This window comes from Oceanicoccus sp. KOV_DT_Chl, assembly GCF_900120175.1.
Classification (GTDB): Bacteria; Pseudomonadota; Gammaproteobacteria; order Pseudomonadales; family Dasaniaceae; genus Oceanicoccus.
Genome location: NZ_FQLF01000007.1, coordinates 267,848 through 292,379, shown reverse-complemented (window position 1 = coordinate 292,379; position 24,532 = coordinate 267,848). Strand labels below are relative to the sequence as shown.

Genomic DNA, 24,532 nt, shown 5'->3' with positions numbered 1-24,532 from the left:
AGCCAATGACGGATTCACAACGGTGGTGGGGTTTTGCCATAGCGGCGCTGGCCATATTTTTAATTTATTTATTGCAGCCGATACTCAGCCCATTTTTAGTGGGTGCATTATTGGCGTATCTGGGCGACCCGTTAGCGGATAGATTAGAAGCGCGGGGTATTGGTCGCACCTTGGCGGTATCGATCGTTTTTGTCGGTTTAACTTTGGTAGTGGCTTTAATGTTACTGCTGACGGTGCCGTTGGTTGGTAAGCAGCTGGATATGCTAGCCACTAAATTACCCCAGTGGTTACATCAGTTTCAGCAGACAGTGTTGCCTTGGGCGCAACAGCAGTTTGGCGTTGGTGTTGAGCCAATTTCTGCCGCAGAATTAAAAGCGGCCATCAGCGGTCACTGGGGCACGGCGGGTAATTTATTAAAAGCCTTTTGGTCGAAAATAGCGGGTTCCAGTGTCGCCATGCTTACCTGGATGGCTAATCTGGTGTTAATACCGGTGGTCACCTTTTATCTTCTACGCGACTGGGATGTGGTGATGGCACGTATTCACGATTTGCTACCGCGCAATACTGAGTCGATGGTAAGCAAATTAGCGGCTGAGTGTGATGAAATTATCGGCGCATTTATTCGTGGCCAGTTATTAGTGATGTTTGCATTAGCAATTATTTACAGCGTGGGGTTGTCCATGGTTGGTCTGGACTTGGCTCTGCTATTGGGGCTGATTGCCGGCTTGGCCAGTATCGTACCTTATATGGGTTTTATTGTTGGCATCACTGCTGCCAGCATCGCCTGTTGGTTTCAGTTTCACGAGTTTATTGCCTTGTTACAAGTGGCAGGAGTGTTTGCTGTTGGCCAGATGTTAGAGGGCATGTTGCTAACGCCGTTACTTGTTGGTGATCGTATTGGCTTACATCCAGTGGCAGTTATTTTCGCCATTATGGCTGGCGGTCAATTGGCCGGCTTTACCGGCATCTTACTTGCACTGCCGGTAGCGGCGGTCATTATGGTGTTGTTACGTCAGTTGCATAGAACGTATAAAGAAAGTGATTTGTATACGGCGGAAGAAAAGTCCTGATGACTAGGTCCGCGTTTTGTGACAGGTTGATGTTGTTATGAGTGTGTTGTCACAACAATTGCCGTTGGCGTTACAGTTGCGCGATGATGCTACTTTTGAAAATTTTTACGTGGCAGATAATGGCGTGTTAGTAGACAGTCTGCAGCGGCAACTGAGTGGCGGTGAGCGCTATATTTATTATTATGGCGACAAAGGCAGCGGCCGCTCGCATTTATTGCAGGCCGCTTGCCATCAGGCTGATAAAGCGGGCTTGAGTTCAGTCTATTTACCCTTGTCAGAATTGCATGAATATAACCCCGCCGAGTTACTGGAAGGTCTGGAACAATTATCTCTGGTTTGTCTAGACGATATTGATCAAGTGTTAGGTAACAGTGATTGGGAGCAGCAATTATTTCATTTATTTAATCGGTTAAACGATCAACAGGTCTGTTTATTGGTCAGTGCCCCTTGTGCGGTACGCGAACTTAACATTGAATTAGCTGATTTATCGTCGCGCTTGAGTTGGGGAATGTTGTTCCAAATCACGCCATTTAACGACGCTCAACAATTAGCTGTTATTCAGTTTCGGGCACAGCGGCGTGGACTGCAGCTTAGTGACGACGTCGCCCAATTTATTTTTTATCGCTGCCAACGGGATACCGAGGCTTTGATGCAAGTGCTGGAGCAATTGGATAAAGCGTCATTGGAGCAAAAAAGACGGTTGACAGTGCCTTTTGTTAAGTCGATTTTGTTGTGGTGAAGTCTGCATTAGTCAAACTAAAATAATATTATAAAAGAGCGCGTAATGAGTGAGGCAGATAATACAGTAGATAGTAAACATGCAAACTATGTACTCACTATTTTATTAGTCGCCTATATTCTTTCCTTTATTGATCGCAATATTTTGGCGTTATTGGTTGGTCCAATTCGTGAAGATTTTGCCATTAGCGATTTTCAATTCAGTTTGCTGCATGGCCTGGCCTTCACATTGTTTTATATTTTTCTGGGCTTACCTATTGGCTGGCTGGCAGATCGTTATAGTCGTAAATGGATTATTACCGGGGGTGTTTTATTTTGGAGCTTGATGACCTGCTGGTGTGGTCTGGCGAAAAATTTCGGTAGTTTATTTATTACCCGTATTGGTGTCGGGGTCGGTGAGGCAACCTTATCCCCTGCGGCGTATTCGCTAATGGGCGATTATTTTTCCGCAAAGCGATTAAGTTGGGCTACCGCCATCTTTGCGATGGGTATTACGCTGGGTAGTGGTGGTTCTTACATTATTGGTGGCTGGCTTTACGACCAGCTGGTATTGATGGATTTAAGTCAGTGGCCGCTGCTCTCGGCGATGAAACCCTGGCAAATTACCTTTGTGGGTGTGGGTCTGCCCGGTTTTTTAGTCGTTATATTAATGTTATTTGTTAAAGAGCCGCCGCGCCGAAGTGGAAGTGAAGGAGAGGGCGAGCAGCTATCTGTGGAGGAGGCGATCCCGTTACAGCAGGTGTTGGCTTATTGGCGGACGCATTGGCAGGCCTATAGCTCGGTGATGTTAGGCGTTTCGGCAATGTCGATTATTGGTTATGGCACTTTGATCTGGTATCCGGAGTTTTTATTTCGCACTTATCAACTTTCCAAAACCGAGGCGGGTGGAATTCTGGGTACTATTTTTATAGTGGCTGGCACCGCAGGCACTTTATCCGGTGCATGGTTTTCAACGCTGTTACAGAATCGTGGTTATCAGGATGCCAATGTACGGCTGGTGATGTTGGTGGCGTTGTTGCTGATTATTCCCGCCGTTGCTGCGCCGTTAATGCCCTCCGGTGAGATCGCATTATGGTTAACAGTGCCGGTAATTTTTTTTCATTACACCCATTTTGGAGTGGCTATGGCGGGGTTGCAATTGATAACCCCGAATCGCATGCGGGCGCAGACCTCGGCGTTGATGTTGTTTATGACTAATTTATTCGGTTTGGCTCTGGGCGGCAGTTTCGTCGCTTTTTTTACCGATTTTATCTTTCAGGATGATCTGGCTTTGCGTTATTCTCTAGCGGTGGTGGCGATTATATTTTATCCATTGGCTGCGATTCTGATTGGTTTAGGACTGAAGCACTACCGTGCTGCATTGCTCGTGGTGCGCTGATTGGTTAGCCTGCTTAATAGAAGGGGAGTTAATGAAAAAATTAAAAAATGAAACCGAGTTGGTGAAAGAGGCGATTCGGGTGGGCGAGGTTTATGCCAAAAAGCGTGGTGTGGCAAAATTTGAAGGCACAGATTCTTCGCACGATAAAATTGAATATTTGTACCGTTTACTGGTACACGATAAATTAATTCAGCCTTTAGCAAAGGGTGATGAGAAAGAACCCGCGATGAAGCATAAGTTGGCGCTGTGGATTTCCCGACAATTACCGGCAGATCATGCCTTGCTTAAATGAGACGGGCTTAATTTTTACGCCCCATTTTTCGAAAGCGGTGCAGGATAAGCAATATTTGGCTGAACATAGCGATGCTAAAACCGCTGCCAGCAATAAGTATTCCCAATAACATAAAGCTTTCTTGTTGCAGCGAAGGGGGGATTAATTTATCTGCCCACTGAATAAAACCAATACCAATAAAAAATAATAGCGCACCCAAACCGTAAAGTTTTAAAATTTTGCGTTGGTCGGCAATGATGTCAGTTAATTTTTCTTTCATACTCAAAGTTTTGGATTGTAGAGATGGAGTTGAACATCAATCGTTAATTGTAAAGAGGATAGTTCATCCAGCACTTGTTTGCGCTCTGGCGAAACTCGCCAGTAGTGTGGGGTCATTGCCAATAGGTCTTTAATGGATTGCGTGCTGCTCAGCTGTATTGTTTCAGTAACAGTGATTTTTTTGTTTAAAGTGAAATGTTCGAGCAGCGATGCGTCTGCGGTATAACTATCACTTTTAACGGTGTCGTAGAGTAATTCTCGCAGTTCGATCAGGTGCTGGTCGCCGGTAGTGGCGAGGATTAATGCCCCTTGGGGTTTTAGGCAGCGGTAAAATTCCAGCGCTGGTATTGGCGAAAATAAACTGAGCAGTATTTCGGCACTGTCATCAGCCACTGGCATGCGGCTGCTATTTGCGACAAACCAGCGAATGTTTTTATTGCGTTTTGCTGCTTGCAGTACTGCGGGCTTGGCGATATCGATACCCATCACATCGCTGGCAATACCATCAGCTGCAAGCTGTTTGCGCAGTTCATCGGTGTAATAACCTTCACCACAACCTGCATCCAATATATGTGGCGATTGCTCGGCAGTGATTACGCTGCTGACCAGTTGATTTACATGTTGGCTGATACCCTGATAATAACCGCCGGATAAAAAACGATGGCGGGCGGCCACCATGTCAGCACTGTCGCCTGGCTCTCGAGATTTTTTGTGTTGTACAGCTAACAGGTTGCAATAGCCTTGTTTGGCAATATCGAAACTGTGGTTATTGCAGCAAAACCAGCGATGGTCGCTGGTTTGCATGGGGGACTGACATAGCGGGCAAATAACTTGCATGCGCTGATCAGGTTAGCAGGTTTTTTAAAATGCCTTCATACATAGTTGATAAGGTATCAAGGTCTTTAGCAGTGATACACTCGTCGACTTTGTGGATAGTGGCATTGACTGGCCCCAGTTCGACTAGTTGGCTACCAGTGGGCGCAATAAAGCGTCCGTCGGAAGTACCTCCTGCAGTCGATAATTCCGTATCAATGCCTGCTACTGTATGAATAGCCTTGACGGTGGCATCAATTAAACTTCCTTCAGAGGTAAGGAACGGTTGGCCGCTGAGGTTCCATGTTAGTTCATAATTGACCTTATGCTTTTCCAGAATCGCTTCGGTGCGTTGACGTAGTTGTTGCTCTGTTAACTCTGTTGAAAAGCGAAAGTTGAAGATCACTTCCAGCTCACCGGGAATCACATTGGTGGCACCGGTGCCACCATTGATATTGGAAATTTGAAATGAGGTGGCAGGGAAAAAATCGTTGCCATTATCCCACTGCTCGGCGGCCAGTTCTGCTAGTGCCGGTGCGACTGAGTGAATCGGGTTAGAAGCTAAATGTGGGTAGGCAACATGGCCTTGAATGCCTTTTACTTTCAAGACCGCGCCTAAAGAGCCGCGCCTGCCGTTTTTGATGGTGTCACCGACGTGTTGGGTAGAGGAGGGTTCGCCAACAATGCACCAATCAATTTTTTCATTTTGGGATTGCAGCCAGTCCATTACCTTGACGGTGCCATTGATAGCAATACCTTCCTCATCACTGGTGATCAGGTAAGCAATGCGGCCTTGATGATCGGGGTGTGCTGCCACAAAGCGTTCGCAGGCGGTAACCATGGCAGCAAGGCTACCTTTCATATCAGCGGCGCCGCGACCATAGAGCATGCCATCAACGATGCAGGGTTCGTAAGGATGATATTGCCATTGTGCCACCGGTCCGGTTGGCACCACATCAGTGTGACCGGCAAAACATAAGAGTGGCCCACTGTCGCCGCGTACCGCCCAAAAATTATCCACATCATCAAAGCGCAGCGGATGAATGGTAAAGCCAATCGCTTCGAGTCTTTTGATCATAAGTGCCTGGCAGCCGGCATCTTCCGGGGTGACTGATTGGCGGCGGATTAAATCAAAAGTGAGTTCAAGGGTGGGGGACAGCTCGGGCATGTATCATTCTCGTTTAAATTTAACAGACGTCTGCCGTTATTCTAACATAAGCATTACGAGGGCTGGCTACCAGCGTGTATCCAGTTACAATAGATAAATTGTTCAATGACGAAGCCATATTCTATGAAAACTTTTTTTAAACGCGTGTTGATGGTGTTACTGCTGCTTATTGTTTTGGTGGCTGCCGCGCCCTTTATGTTTATCCAGTTTGGTTCAGATGCAGCTGCCACCAGTGCGAAAATGTTGCTAAATGCGATTGTGGGCTACGGTGTTGCCAGCCCTCAAGCCAGTGAAGTTGAGCAGCGTTTTAACGTGCCAGCGGGTTTTCAATTGAGCATTTATGCCGGTGATTTGGGCAAAATTCGCTTTATGCAGATAAGTCAGCAAGGGGATTTGATTATTAGTCGGCCCCGCTCCGGCGACATTGTATTGCTTAAGCGCGACGCCAATCAGGATGGACGGCCCGATGGTGAGACAGTCCTGCTTAAGGACTTGGTTAAGCCTCATGGTCTGGCATTAACCGATAATTGGTTGTACGTAGCGGAATCTACTGCGGTCGGTAAAATTGCTTTCGATCAGCAGACTGGAACGGTTAGCGGCGAATATATGCGTATCGCCGAAGGGTTTAGTGATAGCGGCAATCACTGGACTAAATCGATAGGTATTGGCCCTGATGGCTGGCTGTATCTAACATCGGGTTCAAGTTGCAACGTCTGTGAAGAAGAGGATGAGCAGCGTGCAACGATGATGCGGATGAAGACGGACGGCAGCGACGTGCAAATAATTGCCACAGGCTTGCGTAATAGTGTTGGGCTGGATTGGGCACCCTGGGACGGCGCGCTGTATGCAACAGATAATGGCCGCGATTTATTGGGTGATGATTTTCCTCCCTGTGAGTTGAACAAAATTGAGATTGGCGGGTTTTATGGGTGGCCTTATATCAATGGTGATGGTCAGTTGGATCCGGATTTGGGCCCGGGCAAAGATGCCTTGTTAGACACAGCGATTTCGCCCGCTCATGATTTTCGTGCGCATAACGCCCCTTTAGGCATTACCTTTTTGAAGCACAGCTCGCGTCCGGATTTTCAACGTACGGCATTGGTGGCATTGCACGGTTCATGGAATCGCAGCGAGCGCGATGGTTATAAAGTGGTTGCCCTGCACTGGCAGCAAGACGGCAGCATTGTCGAGGAGGATTTTCTCACTGGTTTTAAGGGCGAGACTGATGTGATTGGTCGGCCCGCGGATGTTGTAGAGGCCAGCAACGGTGATATTTATATCTCCGATGATTATTCCGGGACGGTGTACAGGGTTGCGTTAGCAGGGGCTGGGACCGAACCGGCGGCGTTGGCAACGCCTGTTGCCGAGACGGTGGTTGCGGTCGATCCGCAACAAATGTTGGCGCGCTATAGTGACGCAGAGTTAGCTGCATTGCGTCAGCAGGGACAGGAAATTTATTTACAATACCGCTGTGCTAATTGCCATGACCCGGAGCGCGCTACCGCAATGCGTACTATCAAGCCGCTGCAGGGGTTGGCTCAACGCTATACGCTGGATGAGTTGGCTGATTTCTTTGTCACACCAACGCCACCAATGCCGGTATATCCGCTGAATTCGGATCAGCGCAAGGCCTTGGCTGCATTACTGTATAGCCAGTAAAGACGGGGCTCTTAGAGAGGGTCACTTTTCTGCAGGCGAAAAAAAGAGGCGCTTAGCGCCTCTTAAAACCTTAAACTTTTCTAACACCACGACGGCAAGTGAATCTTACTTCCTAAGTGGTGCTGTGGCCACCACAAAAGTTGGTACTTTTTACATTCCGGAAGTTCTGTACTTGCAAAATATCCCTATTTTCACCTAAGCCGCTTGAAAATTAGCCGGTTCATTTTAACTGTGGATAACGGAAACAGCTTTTGATGTGATCGTTTACCATGCCCGTTGCCTGCATGTGGGCATAGATAATGGTGGAGCCGACAAATTTAAAACCGCGCTTTTTCAAGTCTTTACTTAAGCGGTCAGATTCCGGGCTGGTCGCGGGTACCTGTGCCATGGATTGCCAGCGATTTTGAATCGGTTTGCCATCAACAAAGCCCCAGATATAGTCGGAAAAACTACCAAACTCTTGCTGCACTTTGATAAAGGCCTGGGCATTAGTGCGGGCCGCAAAGACTTTTAAACGGTTTCGAACGATAGATGGATCCAGTAAGAGTTTTTCCAGCTTGGCATCACTAAATCGCGCGACCTTTTTGACATCAAAATTAGCAAAAGCTTTTCGATAACCCTCACGTTTTTTTAAAATGGTAATCCATGATAAACCCGCCTGTGCACCCTCAAGAATCAGAAACTCAAATAACTGTTTATCATCAGTCACTGGCACGCCCCATTCCTGATCATGGTATTGCTGATAGATCGGGTCGTCGCCGCACCAGCTACAACGCTTTAATGAGTCCATTGTTATTTTCCTTTTGTACCGGCTGCTAGTTAGATATTGGCGATTAATGTCTTAATCAATGGTAACTATACCCTACCAAGGCTGCCGGATATGATTAACATCAATCAAAAATAATTCATAGTATCAGGAGAATATCCCATGTTGTCGCAAATGGATGATTACCCCTTACATCAAATTGCTGAAACAATTCGTCATGTTGGCACCTCTGATCGCAATTTTTACGATCGCTATTATTTTAATCTGCATTCCAGCAGCGATGAATTATTTATGGTGATGGGGATGGGGCAATATCCGTCGCTGGGGGTACAAGATGCTTTTGTAGTTGTGCGACAAGGAGATGATCACCATGTGGTCCGTGCATCCCGGGAGTTAGGTGATGACCGAATGGATACGTCGGTCGGTCCGTTGCGCATAGAAGTCATAGAAGGCTTGAAAAAAATCCGTTTTGTCGTAGAAGACAGTGCCGAACACCCGATTGCGATGGATATCGTATGGGAAGGCGCAATGCCGGCGTTTGAAGAGCCGCGTCAATATATTCGTCGCCATGGCCGGGTGTTATTCGATAGTCTCCGTTTCGCCCAAACCGGTTGCTGGAGTGGCACCTTACGGGTCGGTGAGAAAACCTACCAAGTGACACCGGACCGCTGGAAAGGCAGTCGCGATCGCTCCTGGGGAATTCGCCCTGTTGGTGAGCATGAGCCACAGGGGATTCAGGCCTCAGTACCGGTGATGGAAGGTATGTGGAATTACGCACCGATGCAATTTGATGATTTTTCTATTTTGTATATCTGTCATGAACATAATAATGGCCACCGGCAATTGGAAGAAGCGGTGAAAGTGTGGCAAGACCCCAATCGTGAACCCGAGTGGTTGGGGCGACCAGAACACGATCATCACTTGGTAGTGAAAAGCCCTTATGTCACGTTTATTGATCGGTCAGTGATTCGTTTCCCGGAAGCACCGGGCGGTGCTTTTGAGGTAAATGTTACGCCGTTGACTCATGTCTGGGTCATGGTTGGTACGGGTTATGGATTGGAAGCCGATTGGAAACACGGCATGTATAAAGGCCCAGAAGTTGTGGAAAGTTTTTCACTGGATATGAAGTCAGACAAAGAACGGATGTTTGGTTTGGTCGATAACGCCGCCAAATTTGAAATCGTCGGCAGCGATGAGGTGGGCTATGGTTTATTTGAGTACGGTTTTTTTAGTCAATTTGATCGATACGATGTGAAGTAGGGGAAAGTTGTGGCTATTAGAACTGTTATGTTTGATTTTGGTGGGGTATTTACCGCCTCACCCTTTACCGCCTTTGAGGCAATGGGTGCGGAATTGGGCGCCAAGCCGGGCCAGGTCAATGAGATTATATTTGGTTCTTACGCGATAGATGGCGATCACCCATGGCATCGCCTGGAGCGTGGAGAAATATCTCTGGAACAAGCTAGAACGTTGATTATGCAACAGGGTGAGCGTGATCACGGTATTGCCTTGGATATTTACCAGCTGTTTTCAAAGATGCCGAGGGATGGCGGTTTACGTCATGTATTGGTAGAGCGAGTAGCGCAGCTAAAGGCGGACGGTTATGCGACTGCGATCATTACCAATAATGTTAAAGAGTTTTCTGATGGTTGGCGTTCACTGTTGCCGGTTGATGAACTATTTGACTTGGTAGTGGACTCTTGTATGGAGGGCGTGCGTAAACCAAATTCGGAAATTTTTAAAATAGCACTATCTCGTCTCGGTGACATTGACCCCGAGCACACACTCTTTTTGGATGACTACGAGGCTAACGTAAAGGCTGCAGCTAACTTGGGTATCAACACGGTTCACGTGACTGAAAATATGGATAAAGTCATCGCTGATTTGAATCGCTGGCTAACACCTTAGTAGTCAATATCTGCAATTAATTTCACCGATTGGCTGCGTCGCATAATATGCGACGGTGTCATCCCAAACATGCTGCGGAAAGCGCGGCTAAAATGCGCGGCATCGGAAAATCCCGATTCCGCTGCAGCCTCCGCCAGCGATTGGTTAGCAAAAATTTTATAACCGGTTTGTGATAAGCGGTACCAAAGAATGTAGCGCTTTATCGGTATGCCTACTTCCTGGGTAAATAAATGGGACAGGCGATCGCGTGATAAACATATTTTTGCAGCTAACTCATCGGCACTGATGTCGCGGTTTTCCGCCTGCTGGATCAGCTTAATGGCAGTCGCTATTCTGGGGTCCATGGTGGATGTTTTGGTGTTAGTACCCGCTAAGCGTGCTAGAACGTCGTCCATGGCTTTTGAAACCTGAGTGATCGGTTTTTCTTTATGCGCCAAATGTTTTAATCGCTTCTTGCAGAAGTTGATATCTCTTTGGCTGGGGGTCGCGATGGGTGAGTTTTTCAGGTAACGAGAGGTGATTTTTTTAGCAGTATCCGTATTGGCATCAATTAGAATTAATAAACGCCAACTGTCGATGTTGTCAATTTGGTGCAAATGATTGGGTCTGATTAATGCGCACTGGGTTTCTGTTAAACCACCGGGGTGCTTGATCAATAGGGGGCGGCCTTCCATAGATAAAGTAATCTGCAAAGCGTGATGACGGTGTTCTCCACTGTCTAGCGCATTTCCTACTAATAACACGCGACCCTTGCTGAGATACAGAAAAGAGGATGCCGATTTATCCATAATTATTTTTAATTGTTACTAACAATGCAAAACTATGCGGGGCTGTCGTAGCGCTATTGATCCATCGTGTTACATTGTAGTATTTGGTGGGGATAATGCAATGTTTTTGCCGGCCAGCAATAAATTACCGAATGGTAAGCTGAAGCCAGGTTATGCGTTTTGCTATGATCGACTGCCGTCATTATTTCAGTGACGAAAAAAAATTACTGTGCGAAAGAGTTATTTTGGATATAAATTTTATAACAGTTAACGGTGTGCGCTTAGCTTATTTAGAGCAAGGCAAGGGGCCGTTATTGATTTGTTTACATGGTTTTCCTGATACGGCGTATAGTTTTACGCACCTGATGGATACCTTTTCGGCGCAGGGTTATCGAGTGGTATCTGTATTTCTTCGTGGTTATTACCCTAGTGGGTTGGCAATCGATGATGATTATTCAATACCGACTGTTGCGCGGGATATTGTGGAATTGATTGCGGCTTTAGGTGAGGAAACGGCGACCCTGATTGGCCATGATTGGGGCGGCTTCACAGCTTATACTGCAGCTAATTTAAACCCTGCAGTGATCGATAAAATCGTAGTGATGGCGGTGCCGCATTTACATCATTCGACTTTCAGTTGGCAGCAATTGCGAAAATCCTGGTATGTGATGTTATTCCAATTACCCAAACTGCCTGAATATTTAGTAGCCAAAAACGATTATGCCTTTATCGATCGTTTGTATAAAAGCTGGTGTCCTAATTGGAGTGAAGCAGAGTTTCAGTTACAACCCGTTAAAAAAGCCCTGGCTTTTGCTGGCGGTTTGAAGGCTGCGCTGGCGTATTACCGTGCGATGATTAGAGGTTCCACTGCCCGGGATAGGGCGCTGATGTCTCAGCAAACCAGTGTTCCTGCGTTATGGATTAGCGGTGACGCCGATGGCAGTATCGATCCGGGTCAATTTGTTGGCATCGAAAAAGCATTTACCAGCCAGTTTGAGCTTCTGAGTATTCCGAATGCGGGGCATTTTGTTCATCGCGAAGCGACCCATTTGGTTGAAAATAAGATATTATCTTTTTTGAGATAGCTGTATCATTTTTTGCGACAGTTTTCTCTAGCAACATTACCTAACGTATAAAAAGTGAGTGAAGAGAATGACAGCAGCAAATGGCTGGGATTACAGTGTAGATGTGTTGGTAGTAGGATCAGGTAACGGTGCATTGACATCGGCGCTGTGCTGCTATGAGATGGGCGCTAAAGATGTGTTGGTTATTGAGAAGGCTGATAAATATGGTGGTACCAGTGCAGTCTCCGGCGGTGGTGTGTGGATACCCAATAACCGCTATGCCAAAGCCGCGGGCGCCAACGATAGTTATGAAGACGCGAAGCAATACTTAAAAAATACCATTCCGGCCGGTGATGTGCCGGAAGAAATGATAGATACCTATCTGCAGAATGCGCCAAAGATGGTTGACTTTATGCACGAACGCACCCAAATGCGTTATGTCACTCTGGCGCATTATCCTGACTATTACACTGATGTTGCTGGAGGTAAACCTGGCCATCGGTCGATGGAGCCAGAGCCGGTAGACTCCGCTTTATTAAAAGGTGAGTATGATAATTTAACACTGTCCCACCATATGATGCGTTTATTCGGGGTGATTCACTTTACTCAGGTTGAGGCACAAATGCTGACGGCCAGAACCCCCGGCTGGTTCGGTACCACGTTTAAAATGATATTGAGTTGGATGCTGGATGTTCCCTGGATGCTAAAGTCGCGCGTTGCCCGTCGCTTGTGCACGGGCAGCGCAGGTATTGCGCGTTTGCGCTTATCGATGATGGATCGCGACATGCCGCTTTGGTTAAATTCAGCGATGAAAGAACTCATTACCGATGACAGTGGCAAGGTGATAGGTGCCGTTGTTGATAAACACGGTACTACGGTTAGGGTTCAGGCTCGCAAAGCAGTGATCCTTGGCTCTGGTGGTTTTGAACACAATCAGGAGCTAAGAGAAAAGTATTTACCTAAGCCTACCAATAAAGAATGGAGTGCCGGCGTTAGAACTAATACCGGTGATGGCCTCATTGAAGGCTTGAAACTAAATGCCGCGACTCGGTTAATGGATGGAGCCTGGTGGTGTACTACCATTGTGACGCCTGATGAACCGGCACCGCGCTTGTCGATTATGGAAAAATCTTTACCGGGTTCTTGTATGGTAAACCTGCAGGGCAAGCGTATTGCCAATGAATCACAAAACTACATGGCGTATCAGAAAAAATTATTTGAAGTGCATGATGAGCAAACTAACTCTTGCGCACCGATGTACCATATTTTCGATGCCCGTTTCCGTCGCAGTTATATTGCCGGCCCGTTAATGACCAAAGATACTAAACCCGATTGGAGTATTCCCAAAAAATGGTATGAGCAAAAATTTGTCGGCAAGGCAAACACCATTCGAGAGTTAGCGCTTCAAATCGGTATTGACCCTGAAAATTTAGCGCAGACCGTTGCCAATATGAATGGCTATGCCAAAACCGGAAAAGACACCGAGTTTCAACGTGGTGATGTTGAGTATGATCGTTACTATGGTGATGCTACGGTTACCCCTAATCCTTGTCTAGCCGCTATTGATGAAGCGCCTTTTTATGCGATGAAAGTTGAGGCGGGTGACTTTGGTACTCAGGGCGGCTTGGTGACTAACCCTGATGGCAGCGTAATCAACGAGCAAGGTGATGTGATAGCCGGGCTCTATGCTGTGGGTAATTGTTCCGCTGCTATTTTACCTACTTACCCTGGCCCAGGGTCTACGTTGGGACCGGCCATGACGATGGGTTATCAGGCCGCTAAACATATTACCGGATACCAGGACTAACTCGAGTCCATAAGTCAGTGGGGAGCAAGCAATGAAATTGTATACCTATGAGGTGGCGCCTAACCCTCGGCGTGTGAAGTTATTCCTGCAATACAAAGGTATAACCCTCGAGACCGAAAATGTTAACCTCGGTGAAGCTGAACAATTAACTGACCGTTTTAAGGCAATCAATCCTTTTTGTACTGTTCCCACGTTAGTATTGGGTGATGGTGAAACCTTGATTGATGCCGTGAGTATCGGTTTTTACCTCGATCAAAAGTATCCAGAAAAGCCATTGTTTGGCACCAGTGCATTGGAACAAGCACAAGTGCTTGGATGGGATCATCGGGTGTTTACTGATGGTTTATTTCCCATCGCTGAAATGTTACGTAATCAGGGCGACTTTTTTAAAGATAGAGCTTTGCCCGGTTCGATCAATATAGAGCAAATTCCGGCGTTGATAGAGCGTGGCAGAAAACGGTTATATGGTTTTTTTGCCACGATGGAAAAACATCTGCAAGGACGCGAATTTATTGTGGGTGAGCAGCTTAGTTTTGCGGATATTGATGTGTTTGTTGTCTGTGATTTTGCCGGATGGGTTAAAGAAACTATTCCCGCAGAATGTGTGACGTTGCAGAGCTGGTATCAGCGTGTAGGCAAGCTATTGGGGGAGGTTGACTGAGCTATTGGGTTTTAGTACGACGTGGTGATGCATTTTAGCGGCTTGTAACGGCTCTCGAGTCGAGTAGCCCAAGCTGTAGCTTTCTTAGGAAGCCAATAATAACGACGTTCACCAGACGCAATATAAATGGAAAATATTGAACCGTTCTCTGCTAATCTGCGACAGAATACTGTCGACATTAACAATTACTGGAGGCCGAAAATGAAGACACATAAAATCACATCTATAATTCTCACTGTATCCTGCCTGATTTTGCCTTGTGCTGGCATAGCTGGTGAAAATGCGACGTTAAGTCGAGAAGCGTTGAAAAGCCCATCAACAAGCAAGCTAAATCAAAAAGAACCCGCTAATAAACCGCAGCGAGCCAATTTAAACGGCCAGTTAACAGCTAAAGATCTAAAATATAAAAAGCCTGAAAATACAAGTCAGAAAGAGCCGGCGGGTCCCGGATGTATTAAGTGCTAGAAAAGGGCAACAAACTGAATACTTGTGAATTATTAGCAGTATTTGTAGGTGGCGGCAGCTTTTGATAAAGAGCTGCCTATACCTCTGATTTGGTTTATTTTAGATAATTATAGCCCAGGTCCAGCGCGATCATTTTGAAAACAAGGTCTGCCGTAAGCACTGGTTTTAGCCGTTCAAGCATTTGAATAAGCTGTTTTTGCTCTATTTTGGGGCAAAAAATTACGGTCCGCGTTGAGGGTCCCTTGTAGATTAACGATTTGTAATGCTGGCGTGATACTTGCTCTATGCGACATAGGTTCTCATAGGAGTAGTAGTAATGAAGTTTTTTAGTCGCCGTTTAGTTAAGCATGAAGATCTCAACCCGGCAGACCGTTTATTTGGTGGTCGTTTGCTCGAATGGATAGATGAAGAGGCCGCTATTTATGCTGCTTGTCAGCTAAGCAGTAAGCGCATCGTCACCAAGTTTATGTCGGAGATAAATTTTTCCGCCCCAGGTGAATTGGGTGATGTTGTTGAGTTCGGGCTTGGCGTGGTTGCGGTAGGTAATAGTTCAATAACGGTTTGTTGTGAGGTTCGCAACAAAGAAAGCAAGCAAACGATTATTGGGATTGATCGAATTGTTTTTGTTTGTGTGGATGAAAACGGCCAGCCACAAAATCATGGTTTGAATATTGATCAGGTTGCTTAATAGCATCTAGAGTGAAATTGGAACAAGCCTCGAGCATACGGGGCTTTTTTTTGCTCGTTATTTACTATCAGGATTTGCCTAATTGATAGGCGGTTGTAGAATAGGGTTTCAGGCGTCACCCGCAACGCTGTTACCTAGGTTTTTATTGTGCTGAATAATATTTATCGCCAACGTTACATTCTAATAACCTGGTTAATATTGTCACTGTTCTCTATGAAAGGAATAGCAGAGTCTTTTTCCCAGTGTCTCGATCGTTTACAAATTGAAGCTAAGCAACGTGGTTTGGCGGATAATTTAATTGCGGATTTGGGCGCGGTAAAGCCGCTAGAGCGCACTATTCAATACGATCGTAGTCAGCCTGAATTTGTGCAAACCTTTGCTGACTATTTTACCCGCCGTGTAACAGACTATCATGTACGGCGCGGGCGTGAACTAATGGTTGAGCATGAATTACTCCTAAACGACCTTGCCAAGCGTTATGGTGTTCCCGCGCAATACCTGGTGTCTTTTTGGGGGCTGGAAACTAACTTTGGTCGGCATATTGGTAAGATGCCGATATTGGATACGTTGGCGACGCTGGCCTGTGATGAGCGGCGCAGCCAGTTCTTTACTGAAGAATTATTTTTGGCTCTGGAGTTAATGGCCAAACATAAAATCAACGCAAAAGCGATGCAAGGTTCCTGGGCTGGAGCTATTGGTCAAACACAGTTTTTACCGTCCGCGTATATGAAGTTTGGTATTGATGGTGATGGTGATGGTAGGGTCGATCTCTGGCGCAGTACCGACGATGCGCTGACATCGGCAGCGTACTATCTGCAACAATTAGGTTGGCAGCCTAGCTTGCGTTGGGGCAGAGAAGTGCAGCTGCCTTCACACTTTCCTTATCACCGAGCCGGGGTAGGGAGCTTTCAGACTTTGGGCGAATGGCAGCAGTTGGGCGTAGAGCAGGCCGATGGTAAGGCGCTCGCCGATCTTGATATCGATGCTGAATTGTTGATTCCAGCGGGTGCAGAGGGTCCCAAGTTTTTAATCTATCAAAATTTTCATGTCATCATGAAGTGGAATCGTTCGCAGTTTTACGCATTGTCGGTCGGCCATTTAGCCGACCGGATAAATGGGGCTGGCAAGTTGTCGCAACCGCCACTGTTAATCCCGCCACTCACTAAAGAGCAAATAAGCCTACTGCAGGCTGAGCTCAAAGGTCTGGGCTTTGATCCCGGTGAGGTTGATGGTCAGCTGGGCTCGTTGACTCGAGCTGCCATTCGCAACTTTCAACAAAGTAAAAATTTACAGGCTGATGGTTTTGCTGATGTTGAGCTGTTACAAAGTTTAGGTATTGTAAGTTCGAGCGAGTAACTGCCTGCTAGACCTGCTAGAAGAGTGGTGATTATACTGCCTTGGCAATCCACTCTTCGCTGAGTTCCCAAAAGCGCTGTGCTGCTTCAGCGTCTTCAGCGATCGGTTGGGGTGCTTTTACTGTACAGTCCTGCACATAACAACCATTATATTGCAGAGCATCATCACTGCTGGCCGCCCAAATGCTGGTGAGTGCGCCATCCTCCGGTTTCATCATCCAATATTTTCCTAACCAAAAGAAAAATTTTAGAAAGCCACTCGCGTCGCCGTCTTTACCAAAATTGGTATTAACAAATCGTGGGTTTACGGCATAAGCGGTAATGCCATCTTGCTGATAGCGCTTGCTCAATTCTTTGGAAAAATAAATAGTACCCAGTTTGGCCTCGCAATACGCTTGGCCACCATAGCTTTTCGTACGCTGTAGATCATTCCAGGTCATGCCTTTGCGGGCACCGAAATGTCCGGCAGAACTTAAATTAACTATGCGTGACGGCGCTGCGGCTTTGAGTGAGTCGAGCAATAAGCGGGTCAGTAAAAATGGCCCAATATGATTGACCTGCAATACATATTCATAACCATCTTCAGTTTCCTGACGCTCCGATAAACTTAAGCCCGCGTTATTGATCAGCACATCTAGCTTGCTATGTTTGGCTAAAAAGTCAGCCGCACATTGTTTGATGGAGGCAAAGGAGGCCAGATCCAGCAGTAAAAGTTCGGCATCGACGCCGGCTAGCTGTTTGATGTCTACTAACGCTTTTCGCCCTTTTTCTTCATCGCGAGCGGTAATAATGACTTTGGCGCCAAGTTTGGCAACTCCGATAGCGGTATATAAACCGATGCCACTGTTGGCACCGGTAATAACAACGACTTTGTCTTGCATCGTGGAAGTGGACATAGGCTTCTCTTACATTTTTATTTTAATGTGTTTCCTGATAATTATGCCGGCAACAATACCAACTTACCGATATGGTTAGAGGTCTCCAGTGTTTCCAGGGCGCTGGCCGCATCAGATAAGGCAAAGGTATCTGAAACAATAGGGCGCACTTGCTTACTGTATTTCATTCCTTGCTCGATCAGCGTTTCTAACAAGCCCGGTTGTTGATAAACCCGGAACAGAGCAAAGCCTCGCAATGCTAAATCTTTAATCATAACTGTCGGGATTGAGATAGTGGCATCGCGACCAGTGAGCATTTCATAGCTGATTATTTGCCCGCCTTGAGCGGCGACAGTAATTAAACCCGGGTAAAAGGCTGCGCCTACCGGATCAAGCGATAGATCTACACCTTGATTTTTGGTGGCAGCGTTGACGCCGGCAATCAAGCTGTCGCTATCGTCACAGATTACAACGTGGTCAGCCAGATCGGCCAATTGTGCGGCTTTATCGGCACTGCGGCTGGTGGCAATTGTAGTCGCACCCCAGGCCTTGGCGAGTTTCAGGCCGATTACGCCCATGCTGCTAGTGGCAGCAGTAATCAGGATTTTCTTGCCAGCTGCATTATCGGGGTTGAGTCCGGCAAGCTCCAAACAGCCCCCCATCGTTAGAATACCCATCCAGTAGGCAGCAGCTTCTTCATTGTTAAAGTCGTCAGGGATGGGCGCGAGAGCTGCCTGGTCATAGATACCAACATCCCGGTAAGTTCCCATGCTCTGCATGTCGACGCGGCCAGGTAATAACGCGACTTTAGCACCTACTTCTAAAGGTGTGGCTGGATTGGCTTGTGGGCCTTCTTTTGTTGGTGCGCCCAAGGCAATAATTTCGCCTACGGCTTCCTGGCCAACACAGCTAGGGAAGGCGCGGGCAGGCACATATTTACCCATGGTGTAATTTAATTCCGAGCGGTTCATACCAATGGCAAGTATTTTTACCACGGCCTGACCGGGGCCTGGTTCCGGTAATGTGTGCTCGCTAAAAGTCAGTACGTCGGTGGGTCTGCCGTATTCGGGGAACTGTAAACAGTTTGCTTTCATTGTTGATGCCTGCGGTGATTTAAAATGAATAAAATTTGATACTGGGTTTGTTGGCGATTATGTCATTGTTGAGGTTTTGATTGGAATGATTGTACTGGGGCCTAATCCGTGTCGCTACAATCTTAAACAAACTTTATATAGTCGTGGTCAATAAAAGGGCGCTCTGCGCTTTGTTGGCTGGTATAGCAAGCACTTATGAAGATTATTTTAATTTGCTTTTGGGTGGTTTATAGATCAAATAAATATAGCAGCACAGTGACTTTTAATAGTGATTTACCCTACACTTTGAGCTGTCAGTATTCGTACTTGGAGGTAGTTATGGAGTACAGAGCAGGCGAAACAAGTAGTCATTTTTTTCGCGCACAGCGCTTTTATTGCATATGTGAAAAATGGTTTTTTTCTACTCGTGAGCACTTGCAACGAGGCCCCTATCAAAGCCGTGAAGAAGCCGAAATGGAATTATTGTTGTATCTTCGCCACGTTAATGAAGGGGGTATTTATGCAGGTCAGTACCTTCATGATGATGTGGGCATGAGGCTTTAAATATAAAACTTGTGAATAAAAAAATTTGCTTTGCCACAGCTTTGCATCAATGTTAGATGTGCCAGCATAAGATGCTTAAATTAAAACCGGTCTGTTTTTTCCCGAGGTTGCTAGCCGAAAATTTACTATTCCCCCCTTTGTTTAACCAAGACACCTTAAATCGGGTCTTCCTCAGATATTGTATACAACTCAGTTGCTCATATTGGCAGTGCTAATCGTTGGGCCGGTGGGGCAGCCGTGTTAGAATCGCGCAGTTTGTTGACCTTACACTTATTGAGGCTGATTGTTGTGAACGCGAATGCCCCTGCTGAAAATGAAGATATAAGAACCAAATTAAATCGTGAAACCGCTAAAATCAGCTGGGAAGAATTGCAGCGATTCTATGCTGCTGGCTCGGTGGTAGTCGTTAGCGCAGAGTTGGATTTAATAGTGGTCGCCGAGCTCTTTAGTACTGATAATAGCGCTGCTGTGACCCAGTTATTGGAAAGTGGTGGTATTGTTAAAGCCGATGATCGTCAAGCCGAACTTTGGCATCAGCAGCAGGCGAATGTGTGGGCGGTGGTAGTAGCGCCCTGGGTCTTGGTGCAAGCGGTCAAATAGGCGTAATAATGATTGAAATCAAGACTCTACGACCCCTTTGGCTGGTTCTATTTGGCGTGATGTTGAGCGCGTGTGCTACTCCAAATAACGAGCCTAACCCTTACCAGCGCATGGATATGAGCAGCGTTAGTGAAGCTGACCGCCAAATTCTTCGGCGGTTGGTTGCCAATATGGTGATTCTGCCTGCGGGTGAATTTCAGATGGGGGATATCGACAATCTGGAAGACGATAGTGAGCTGCAGCCAGTGCGCACAGTTACACTCCGCGCCTTTGCTATGAGTCGATATGAAGTCACTTTTGAGCAGTATGATTTGTATGCGCGCATGACCGGTGCGGAGCTGCCGTCAGACCGATGGGGTCGTGGTAACCGTCCAGTTATTGATGTCACTTGGTATGACGCCGTCGATTTTGCCCAGTGGGTGGCAGCGCAAACAGGGTTGGCATTGCGGTTGCCGAGTGAAGCTGAGTGGGAATACGCTGCCAGGGCCGGCAGTGATAAAGCTTTTAGTTTTGGTAGTGATGCGCATGTCCTGTGCGAATACGCGAACATTGCAGATCAAAATACCGATATTGGTTGGCGTTATAAACATTGCAGCGATGGCTTTGAAACCACCGCGCCAGTTGGAAGTTACAAGGCTAATGCTTTCGGTTTGTACGATATGCATGGCAATGTTTGGGAATGGCTGGGGGATTGTTGGTCACGCAACTACAAGAACGCACCAGCCGATGGACGCCACTGGGGTTCGAGTAATTGCGATGAACATAGTCAGCGTGGCGGTTCATGGTTTTACGGAGCAACTGAGGCGCAGTCTTTCTATCGTGCTTATGGTGAAAATCTGGATAAAAGTGTGACGCTGGGGTTTCGTTTGGCACAAGATCTTTGATAGCGTCAGCAGTTTTTTCAAGGCAGGGTAAATGGATAATCAAGTGCTGTTACAGGAAATTCATTCGCGGTTACGCACTATATTTATGACGTATCAGCAGGGCAGTGATGTGGCTCCGGCTATGTTGTTCCGCACAGAGGGTTTTATCGAGGCGGCGTGTACGTTGGAAGTCTTGAGTCTACAGCAGGCGCAGCAAATCATTGCCGAGCATTGGCAGCAAGTCTTTCAGCAGCCTTACCCGTTAAGTATGGAGGACGGAATACACATCCCAGCTAATATGGAGCGGGCACCGGTTTTTCCTTCGACTAAATAATCAATTGCTATCATGGGTTCCCGTTTATTTCGATAGCCACCCCTTTCCGTATAAATGGTTTCTTATTTCCCGTCCGAACGGGTTTAGCAGCATTTCTGCCATCAATGTGTAAATTCGAACTATAACGGACATGCTGGATAGTATATCTTTCTATACTGCTTTTTATCCAAAATAGCCTCCAGCTTTAATTTTAGAATTGGACTGCTAAGGCCGCACTTAGCCCTGGACGCACTTGGCCCAGGACATCCACCCAACCGGGCAGTCACATAAAGCTTGATACTGCTACAATCAATACTATACAGGCAATCACCAAGAAGCGGGTTCCATAGTGGATAACGATAACTCGATTGATAGTCAGGTTGAATTTGAAAAGTACAAGACGGATATTATTCGTGCAATGGCGGATAACGCCAGAGCAGTGCTGGCCATTAAAGATGTTAACGGTAATTACTTAATGGCAAATAAGGAATATTACCGTCTCTTTAATTTGTCGGAAGCCAGTATGTTGGGCAAAGGTGATTATGAGTTGTTCCCTCACCATATTGCTGATGATTTTGTAGCTGCGGACAAGCGGGTATTTGAAACCGGGGAGTCATTCAACTTCGAAGAAAAGGCCATAGTTGATGATAAATTACATCATTTTCTCAGTGTTAAATTTCCAATTAAAAATGCGTTGGGCATATAATCGCACTCGGACTTGTGGCAACGGATATAACCGAGCAAAAAAAAACCGAGTTAGAATTGCTCAGCACTCAAAACCGACTAGAAAAGACCAACGAAGAATTATCCTCCGCACTGATAAGATTAGAAAATTTACGTGAATTTCAAAAAACGCTTATTAGGCTCGCCAGTGCTGAAAGCTTGGTACAAGGTGATGTTGATACCTTTTCCCGTCAGGTATGCATTGAAGCCGCCAGGGTTTTAAGCGTAGAGCGCGCAAGCGTTTGGCTGTTTGAACAAGAACAAACCGCTATAGATCTGGTGTGCTTATACGAGACTGAGGGCGCTCGATTCACTACTGAGGGAAAGTTGTTTCAAAAAGATTTCCCTGTCTATTTTAAAGCGTTAGTAGAGGGGCGAGCTATTGATGCTGATGATGTGTATACCGATCCAAGAACGTCAGAATTTGCTCCCACCTATCTTCCTGCTAATAACGTGAAATCAATGCTCGATGCCGCCATCAGGGTTGCTGGAAAAATTGTTGGTGTGATTTGTAATGAGCAGACTGGACGTCAGAGGCAGTGGTCACCAGAAGATATTTCTTATGCCGGAGAATTGGCAGATCAGATTGCACAAGCCATTGCCAACCAGAATAAAATCCGTGCTGAGAGGCGAGAGCGAGAAGCCAGGTCGGCTGACCAAGCTAAGAGCGAATTGCTGGCGACGATCAGTCATGAAATTCGTACGCCCATGAATGGTGTTCTCGGGATGGTAGAGCTGTTGCGAGAAACGATTTTAAGCGATCAACAAGAAGAATATCTAAATACTATAGATACTTCCGGCAACCTTCTTTTGACGATTATTAATGACGTGCTTGAGTTCTCTAAATTAAATTCGAGTGAACTATTACTGATCGAAAGCGATGTTAATGTCATCGAGCTATTTTCAAGTACACTTGCCTTACTCAGAAAAACTCTCCCGCATCAGGTTGAGCTTGCACTTGATTACGCCCCGGGTTTTTATCCCATACTTAGATTCGATAACCATCGAGTGAGGCAGATTTTAATTAATCTACTGGGTAATGCCATCAAGTTTACTGAGGTAGGAAAAATAACGGTAAGTTTTGGCTTGCACTCCCAGAACCAATGGTATTTTGAGGTAAAGGATACGGGGTCAGGGGTGGAATCAAATTTACTCAAGGAGATGTTTGAACCATTTAAACAAATAGACGCAAAAGTGAAAAATCCAAAAGCACAGGGGACGGGTCTAGGATTATCTATTGTTAAAAAGCTCGTTCAGCAAATGAAAGGTGAAATTAAAGTCAGTAGCATTGTTGGGGAAGGCACAACTATACGTATAGAGCTCCCTTTAGTACATACTGATAATGATACAGCAGACGATGAATCCGTGGTAAATAAGGAAAGAGCCGATTTCGGTCATCTGCGCGTGATTGCTGCTGATGACAATGACGTTAATCGGAAGGTCATTTTGGCGTTATTGAAATTATATGGCATTAATGCCGATAGCTGTACTAATGGTCAAGAAGTCCTGGACCTGTTCGCTAAGAAGGGTGGGCAATATGATCTCATCCTAATGGATTGTGATATGCCTATTGTTGATGGCTACCAGGCTACTGAGTATTTGCGCAGCAATTACCCCCAGCTAAATCAACCTCTTATTGTCGCGCTTACAGCTCATGCTATGGATGATGCAAGAGGGCGTGCAATGAGCGCCGGAATGAATGATTATTTAACCAAGCCTATTCGACGCAGTGATATTGAAAAACTACTGGGCTCTATAAAAATTCCTGGTTAAAGGCCGCAGCTTTAACAGCGCATGGCTGCTAAGGTCTCATATTATTACGGAAGCGAAAGTTGCAGATTATATGATTCTAGCAGGTAGTTGATCCACAGCTGTTATCCTTTAGCCCGTCCCGGGAATCCAGAGCTATAAAGTAAAAGCCTATAACTCCAGATTAATTTTCAAAAACGCTTCGATTCCAGTCTGCATTTTTTAATTACGTTAGCATATTTAAAAGTAACTAGATTCCCGCCTGCGCGCACTACTGTCCGGGATAAATTAGCAGCTTTAGAGTTTCAGCCGCACTAGTAGCACAAAACGTGTCGAGATAAAGTAGAGACTCAATTTTTTATTCGTCATATCCGGCTCCGATCGGGAATCTAGTGTTACGAAGCGCTGAGTAAGGAACTTTGAATAAATCCCCGGTGGAAACTAGCAATTTTGCACCTTGCAGATCTGGATCCCCGATCGGAGTCGCGGATGACTTCAACTTATCTGGGGTGTTTCAGCTTTATTCCGGACAGCAATACGCCTGCACGGGAGTGACATAAAAAAGGGGCCCCTCTGCTGGCGCAAAAGCGAATGTTACTTTTTATTGCGCATCAGGGCGCTACCTTCCCCAAAGCTGACTCGAGCAACTACGTGCGCATTCCCGCTGGCAGAAAATCGGATAGGGCCGATCTTATCGCGGCACAATGTGGGGTCAGAGCCACTTTTGTAAACAGCACAAAAGTGGGTCCGACCCCGCACTGAGTCATGGCAAGTATTATTTCTATCCGACCTCGTACCAACGTCGCTAACTGGCATTTTTGAGAACCTAAGCCGTGATTGCTTCGGAGCTTTTTATGCCTGAAGCTAAATCTGGATCTGTCGGAAGCAGCTAAGAAAAATCATTAGGTTGAAGAG

The 24,532-nt window shown here is 46.2% G+C and carries 26 protein-coding genes; 19 read left to right on the top strand and 7 right to left on the bottom strand.

Annotated elements, in window-relative coordinates; all coding sequences use genetic code 11:
• Positions 1-5: 5 nt before the first annotated feature.
• Genes UNITIG_RS22600 through UNITIG_RS22585 form a run of 4 tightly spaced genes read left to right on the top strand, consistent with a single transcriptional unit; the run spans position 6 to position 3,478 of the window.
• The gene (locus UNITIG_RS22600; RefSeq protein WP_101760581.1) at positions 6-1,070 is read left to right on the top strand and encodes an AI-2E family transporter; all 1,065 of its coding nucleotides are present in this window, start codon (positions 6-8) and stop codon (positions 1,068-1,070) included.
• 37 nt (positions 1,071-1,107) lie between these two features.
• Positions 1,108-1,809 (top strand): DnaA regulatory inactivator Hda, encoded by a 702-nt coding sequence (gene hda / locus UNITIG_RS22595; protein WP_200821415.1) that lies wholly within the window; start codon positions 1,108-1,110, stop codon positions 1,807-1,809.
• Between the two features lie 45 nt (positions 1,810-1,854).
• Entirely contained in the window at positions 1,855-3,186 is a 1,332-nt protein-coding gene (locus UNITIG_RS22590; RefSeq protein ID WP_101760580.1) for an MFS transporter, read from the top strand.
• Between the two features lie 31 nt (positions 3,187-3,217).
• Positions 3,218-3,478, top strand: coding sequence for a DUF5062 family protein (locus tag UNITIG_RS22585; protein ID WP_101760579.1), 261 nt, complete (start codon positions 3,218-3,220; stop codon positions 3,476-3,478).
• A 7-nt stretch (positions 3,479-3,485) separates the two neighbouring features.
• On the opposite strand, the gene UNITIG_RS22580 is transcribed toward UNITIG_RS22585, so the two are convergent.
• Genes UNITIG_RS22580 through dapE form a run of 3 tightly spaced genes read right to left on the bottom strand, consistent with a single transcriptional unit; the run spans position 3,486 to position 5,708 of the window.
• Positions 3,486-3,737, bottom strand: a complete 252-nt coding sequence (locus UNITIG_RS22580; RefSeq protein WP_101760578.1) for a hypothetical protein — start codon at positions 3,735-3,737, stop codon at positions 3,486-3,488.
• 2 nt (positions 3,738-3,739) lie between these two features.
• The gene (locus UNITIG_RS22575) at positions 3,740-4,573 is read right to left on the bottom strand and encodes a putative RNA methyltransferase (RefSeq protein WP_101760577.1); all 834 of its coding nucleotides are present in this window, start codon (positions 4,571-4,573) and stop codon (positions 3,740-3,742) included.
• A gap of 7 nt (positions 4,574-4,580) precedes the next feature.
• The gene (gene dapE / locus UNITIG_RS22570; RefSeq protein WP_101760625.1) at positions 4,581-5,708 is read right to left on the bottom strand and encodes a succinyl-diaminopimelate desuccinylase; all 1,128 of its coding nucleotides are present in this window, start codon (positions 5,706-5,708) and stop codon (positions 4,581-4,583) included.
• A 132-nt stretch (positions 5,709-5,840) separates the two neighbouring features.
• On the opposite strand from dapE, the gene UNITIG_RS22565 reads away from it, so the two are divergent.
• Positions 5,841-7,376 (top strand): PQQ-dependent sugar dehydrogenase, encoded by a 1,536-nt coding sequence (locus tag UNITIG_RS22565; RefSeq protein ID WP_101760576.1) that lies wholly within the window; start codon positions 5,841-5,843, stop codon positions 7,374-7,376.
• 220 nt (positions 7,377-7,596) lie between these two features.
• Here UNITIG_RS22565 and UNITIG_RS22560 read toward each other — a convergent pair whose 3' ends face one another.
• Positions 7,597-8,166, bottom strand: coding sequence for a DNA-3-methyladenine glycosylase I (locus tag UNITIG_RS22560; RefSeq protein WP_101760575.1), 570 nt, complete (start codon positions 8,164-8,166; stop codon positions 7,597-7,599).
• Positions 8,167-8,304: 138 nt separating this feature from the next.
• Here UNITIG_RS22560 and UNITIG_RS22555 point away from each other — a divergent pair, with 138 nt between their 5' ends.
• Positions 8,305-9,402 carry a hypothetical protein gene (locus UNITIG_RS22555; RefSeq protein WP_101760574.1) on the top strand — a complete coding sequence of 366 codons (1,098 nt, stop codon included), beginning with the start codon at positions 8,305-8,307 and terminating at the stop codon, positions 9,400-9,402.
• Positions 9,403-9,411: 9 nt separating this feature from the next.
• On the top strand, positions 9,412-10,050 hold the full coding sequence (locus tag UNITIG_RS22550; protein WP_101760573.1) for an HAD family phosphatase: 639 nt from the start codon (positions 9,412-9,414) through the stop codon (positions 10,048-10,050).
• Here UNITIG_RS22550 and UNITIG_RS22545 read toward each other — a convergent pair.
• A complete protein-coding gene (locus UNITIG_RS22545) occupies positions 10,047-10,838 on the bottom strand; it encodes an AraC family transcriptional regulator (protein ID WP_101760572.1) in 792 nt (263 codons plus the stop codon). The two genes, UNITIG_RS22550 and UNITIG_RS22545, sit on opposite strands and share 4 nt — an antisense overlap.
• Positions 10,839-11,062: 224 nt before the next feature.
• Between UNITIG_RS22545 and UNITIG_RS22540 the strand changes: the two genes are divergently transcribed.
• From UNITIG_RS22540 to UNITIG_RS22515, 6 genes are all read left to right on the top strand, one after another.
• Positions 11,063-11,902 carry an alpha/beta fold hydrolase gene (locus tag UNITIG_RS22540; RefSeq protein ID WP_159931258.1) on the top strand — a complete coding sequence of 280 codons (840 nt, stop codon included), beginning with the start codon at positions 11,063-11,065 and terminating at the stop codon, positions 11,900-11,902.
• Positions 11,903-11,969: 67 nt separating this feature from the next.
• Positions 11,970-13,688 (top strand): FAD-binding protein, encoded by a 1,719-nt coding sequence (locus UNITIG_RS22535; protein WP_101760570.1) that lies wholly within the window; start codon positions 11,970-11,972, stop codon positions 13,686-13,688.
• Between the two features lie 31 nt (positions 13,689-13,719).
• Positions 13,720-14,349 (top strand): glutathione S-transferase family protein, encoded by a 630-nt coding sequence (locus tag UNITIG_RS22530; protein WP_101760569.1) that lies wholly within the window; start codon positions 13,720-13,722, stop codon positions 14,347-14,349.
• 201 nt (positions 14,350-14,550) lie between these two features.
• On the top strand, positions 14,551-14,814 hold the full coding sequence (locus UNITIG_RS22525) for a hypothetical protein (protein WP_145999268.1): 264 nt from the start codon (positions 14,551-14,553) through the stop codon (positions 14,812-14,814).
• 316 nt (positions 14,815-15,130) lie between these two features.
• Positions 15,131-15,502: an acyl-CoA thioesterase gene (locus UNITIG_RS22520; RefSeq protein WP_101760567.1), complete on the top strand. Its 372-nt coding sequence runs from the start codon at positions 15,131-15,133 to the stop codon at positions 15,500-15,502.
• A 147-nt stretch (positions 15,503-15,649) separates the two neighbouring features.
• Positions 15,650-16,858, top strand: coding sequence for a lytic murein transglycosylase (locus tag UNITIG_RS22515; protein ID WP_235015583.1), 1,209 nt, complete (start codon positions 15,650-15,652; stop codon positions 16,856-16,858).
• Positions 16,859-16,889: 31 nt separating this feature from the next.
• On the opposite strand, the gene UNITIG_RS22510 is transcribed toward UNITIG_RS22515, so the two are convergent.
• On the bottom strand, positions 16,890-17,753 hold the full coding sequence (locus UNITIG_RS22510) for an SDR family NAD(P)-dependent oxidoreductase (protein WP_101760566.1): 864 nt from the start codon (positions 17,751-17,753) through the stop codon (positions 16,890-16,892).
• A 41-nt stretch (positions 17,754-17,794) separates the two neighbouring features.
• On the bottom strand, positions 17,795-18,826 hold the full coding sequence (locus tag UNITIG_RS22505) for a zinc-binding dehydrogenase (RefSeq protein ID WP_101760565.1): 1,032 nt from the start codon (positions 18,824-18,826) through the stop codon (positions 17,795-17,797).
• Positions 18,827-19,144: 318 nt separating this feature from the next.
• Here UNITIG_RS22505 and UNITIG_RS22990 point away from each other — a divergent pair, with 318 nt between their 5' ends.
• The 6 genes from UNITIG_RS22990 (at position 19,145) to UNITIG_RS22475 (ending at position 23,641) form a co-directional block, all read left to right on the top strand.
• On the top strand, positions 19,145-19,369 hold the full coding sequence (locus UNITIG_RS22990) for a DUF6316 family protein (protein WP_145999267.1): 225 nt from the start codon (positions 19,145-19,147) through the stop codon (positions 19,367-19,369).
• Between the two features lie 288 nt (positions 19,370-19,657).
• Positions 19,658-19,969 carry a DUF2288 domain-containing protein gene (locus tag UNITIG_RS22495; RefSeq protein ID WP_235015582.1) on the top strand — a complete coding sequence of 104 codons (312 nt, stop codon included), beginning with the start codon at positions 19,658-19,660 and terminating at the stop codon, positions 19,967-19,969.
• Positions 19,970-19,977: 8 nt separating this feature from the next.
• On the top strand, positions 19,978-20,853 hold the full coding sequence (locus UNITIG_RS22490) for an SUMF1/EgtB/PvdO family nonheme iron enzyme (RefSeq protein WP_101760563.1): 876 nt from the start codon (positions 19,978-19,980) through the stop codon (positions 20,851-20,853).
• A 31-nt stretch (positions 20,854-20,884) separates the two neighbouring features.
• A complete protein-coding gene (locus tag UNITIG_RS22485) occupies positions 20,885-21,166 on the top strand; it encodes a hypothetical protein (protein ID WP_101760562.1) in 282 nt (93 codons plus the stop codon).
• A 328-nt stretch (positions 21,167-21,494) separates the two neighbouring features.
• Positions 21,495-21,851: a PAS domain-containing protein gene (locus UNITIG_RS22480; protein WP_101760561.1), complete on the top strand. Its 357-nt coding sequence runs from the start codon at positions 21,495-21,497 to the stop codon at positions 21,849-21,851.
• A gap of 14 nt (positions 21,852-21,865) precedes the next feature.
• A complete protein-coding gene (locus UNITIG_RS22475) occupies positions 21,866-23,641 on the top strand; it encodes a GAF domain-containing hybrid sensor histidine kinase/response regulator (RefSeq protein ID WP_101760560.1) in 1,776 nt (591 codons plus the stop codon).
• Positions 23,642-24,532: the final 891 nt, after the last annotated feature.

What these genes read in the sequence shown, in the direction of transcription:
- UNITIG_RS22600 (WP_101760581.1), top strand. Translation starts at nt 6, where the DNA reads ATGACGGATTCACAACGGTGGTGGGGTTTTGCCATAGCGGCGCTGGCC.
- hda (WP_200821415.1), top strand. Translation starts at nt 1,108, where the DNA reads ATGAGTGTGTTGTCACAACAATTGCCGTTGGCGTTACAGTTGCGCGAT.
- UNITIG_RS22590 (WP_101760580.1), top strand. Translation starts at nt 1,855, where the DNA reads ATGAGTGAGGCAGATAATACAGTAGATAGTAAACATGCAAACTATGTA.
- UNITIG_RS22585 (WP_101760579.1), top strand. Translation starts at nt 3,218, where the DNA reads ATGAAAAAATTAAAAAATGAAACCGAGTTGGTGAAAGAGGCGATTCGG.
- UNITIG_RS22580 (WP_101760578.1), bottom strand. Translation starts at nt 3,737, where the DNA reads ATGAAAGAAAAATTAACTGACATCATTGCCGACCAACGCAAAATTTTA.
- UNITIG_RS22575 (WP_101760577.1), bottom strand. Translation starts at nt 4,573, where the DNA reads ATGCAAGTTATTTGCCCGCTATGTCAGTCCCCCATGCAAACCAGCGAC.
- UNITIG_RS22565 (WP_101760576.1), top strand. Translation starts at nt 5,841, where the DNA reads ATGAAAACTTTTTTTAAACGCGTGTTGATGGTGTTACTGCTGCTTATT.
- UNITIG_RS22560 (WP_101760575.1), bottom strand. Translation starts at nt 8,166, where the DNA reads ATGGACTCATTAAAGCGTTGTAGCTGGTGCGGCGACGACCCGATCTAT.
- UNITIG_RS22555 (WP_101760574.1), top strand. Translation starts at nt 8,305, where the DNA reads ATGTTGTCGCAAATGGATGATTACCCCTTACATCAAATTGCTGAAACA.
- UNITIG_RS22545 (WP_101760572.1), bottom strand. Translation starts at nt 10,838, where the DNA reads ATGGATAAATCGGCATCCTCTTTTCTGTATCTCAGCAAGGGTCGCGTG.
- UNITIG_RS22535 (WP_101760570.1), top strand. Translation starts at nt 11,970, where the DNA reads ATGACAGCAGCAAATGGCTGGGATTACAGTGTAGATGTGTTGGTAGTA.
- UNITIG_RS22530 (WP_101760569.1), top strand. Translation starts at nt 13,720, where the DNA reads ATGAAATTGTATACCTATGAGGTGGCGCCTAACCCTCGGCGTGTGAAG.
- UNITIG_RS22525 (WP_145999268.1), top strand. Translation starts at nt 14,551, where the DNA reads ATGAAGACACATAAAATCACATCTATAATTCTCACTGTATCCTGCCTG.
- UNITIG_RS22520 (WP_101760567.1), top strand. Translation starts at nt 15,131, where the DNA reads ATGAAGTTTTTTAGTCGCCGTTTAGTTAAGCATGAAGATCTCAACCCG.
- UNITIG_RS22510 (WP_101760566.1), bottom strand. Translation starts at nt 17,753, where the DNA reads ATGTCCACTTCCACGATGCAAGACAAAGTCGTTGTTATTACCGGTGCC.
- UNITIG_RS22505 (WP_101760565.1), bottom strand. Translation starts at nt 18,826, where the DNA reads ATGAAAGCAAACTGTTTACAGTTCCCCGAATACGGCAGACCCACCGAC.
- UNITIG_RS22990 (WP_145999267.1), top strand. Translation starts at nt 19,145, where the DNA reads ATGGAGTACAGAGCAGGCGAAACAAGTAGTCATTTTTTTCGCGCACAG.
- UNITIG_RS22490 (WP_101760563.1), top strand. Translation starts at nt 19,978, where the DNA reads ATGATTGAAATCAAGACTCTACGACCCCTTTGGCTGGTTCTATTTGGC.
- UNITIG_RS22485 (WP_101760562.1), top strand. Translation starts at nt 20,885, where the DNA reads ATGGATAATCAAGTGCTGTTACAGGAAATTCATTCGCGGTTACGCACT.